The following is a 1,679-nucleotide window of genomic DNA, read 5'->3' as shown; positions in this document are numbered from 1 at the left end:
AAACCAAACCACACCACAGGGGCGGCACGATCTGGCCAAAACAACCAATCAAAAAACAATTGGTATCAACAAACTTGGCACACTATTGAGTTCTCAAACAACAGACACATTCGAATACTTCTCGAAACAATTCATTTCAATGAATTCTTTTGTTTCGCATTTCTTCGCTGCGATGTTTCCATCTTATTTCATTCATATTCACTTTGCAAATCCGGGTTATTTTCCCGATATTCACTCTGCGGAATGAATCCGCCCATCAAAAAGTGAAGCATTTCATCAATTCCCGTGCAGTGCACATGATGAATTGCTTCTCATTTGAAGGGGGTTTGTCACCACTCAGCGGCGGCGACTCAGAAAACAATACACGCTCCCCTCCAGCCGTGCAAATCGGCCGAAGAGGAGCGCGCAATGAGGTTCTGGACGGGCTACGGGACCAGGACTTCTACGGTCGCAAGGTTCTTCTTACCGCGCCGCAAAAGCAGGTACTGGCCATGCAACAGTTCGGATTCGGAGATCACGGCTTCGGGATCGGAGACCTTCTCATTGTTCACGTATGCTCCGCCCTCGCCCACCGTACGCCGGGCTGCCGATTTACTCTCGGACAGGCCCGATGCCACGAGCAGGTCCACAATCCCCAAGCCATCCACCTGGATGGTTGCGGAGGGAAGCTCCGACGTTGCGGCTTCGAGGGTTGGCTTGTCCAGCGCTGACAGGTCGCCATTGCCAAAGAGCGCGGCCGATGCAGCGATAACTTTCTCTGTGGCTTCGACCCCATGGACCAGCGACGTGACTTCAAAGGCAAGCTTCCGCTGGCCTTCCCGTGCAAAGGGGCGCTCGGCCACTGCGGCAGCCAGCTCCTCAATCTCGGCCCGGCTAAGGAAAGTGAAAACCTTGAGCCGGTCCACAACATCGGCATCAGCTGTGTTCAGCCAGAACTGGTAGAAGGCGTAAGGGCTGCACATGCCGGCGTCGAGCCAGATGGCGTTGCCTTCGCTCTTGCCGAACTTGGTGCCGTCCGAGTTGGTGATCAACGGAGTTCCGAGGGCATGGACAGTCTTGCCTTCAACCTTGCGGATCAGCTCCGTGCCACTGGTGAGGTTGCCCCACTGGTCCGAACCGCCGGTCTGCAGCATGCAGCCGTAGTCTCGGAAGAGTTGGAGGTAGTCCATGCCCTGAAGGATCTGGTAGCTGAACTCCGTGTAGCTGATGCCTTCTTCGGAGCTGAGGCGGGAAGCAACGGCGTCCTTGCGAAGCATGGTGCCAACGCGGTAGTGCTTTCCGATTTCGCGAAGGAAATCGATGGCGCTCAACGGGGCGGTCCAGTCGAGGTTATTGACCATACGGGCGGCGTTGGCGCCTTCGAAGCTGAGGAAGCGACGGACCTGCGCCTGGAGGTAGCCCACCCACTCAGAGACGGTGTCCTTGGTGTTAAGTGTCCGCTCCGCCGTGGGACGCGGGTCACCGATCAGGCCGGTGGAGCCGCCCACCAATCCCAACGGCTTGTGGCCTGCAAGCTGGAGCCGCCGCATCACCAGGAGCTGGACAAGGTTTCCCAAGTGCAGGCTCGGCGCGGTGGGATCAAACCCGCAGTAATACGTGACCGGCTCACCGGCGAGGAGCTTTTCCAGCTCCCCTTCATCGGTGGAGACGTGGACCAGGCCGCGCCACTTCAGCTCCTG

At 57.4% G+C, this 1,679-nt stretch carries 2 protein-coding genes; one reads left to right on the top strand and one right to left on the bottom strand.

The features are described from left to right. Window positions 1-247, top strand: a 247-nt coding sequence (locus tag ACLKOZ_RS11505; protein ID WP_436475181.1) for a hypothetical protein, incomplete at its 5' end; no start/stop codon positions are given. Window positions 248-425: 178 nt separating this feature from the next. Here ACLKOZ_RS11505 and tyrS read toward each other — a convergent pair. Further along, window positions 426-1,679: tyrosine--tRNA ligase (gene tyrS, locus ACLKOZ_RS11500; RefSeq protein ID WP_436475179.1), on the bottom strand; the 1,254-nt coding region annotated here is incomplete at its 5' end.

Source organism: Arthrobacter sp. R4 (genome assembly GCF_051365025.1).
GTDB lineage: Bacteria > Actinomycetota > Actinomycetes > Actinomycetales > Micrococcaceae > Arthrobacter.
The sequence above is the reverse complement of the archived record's forward strand: the minus strand, read 5'-3'. Positions and strand labels throughout refer to the sequence as shown.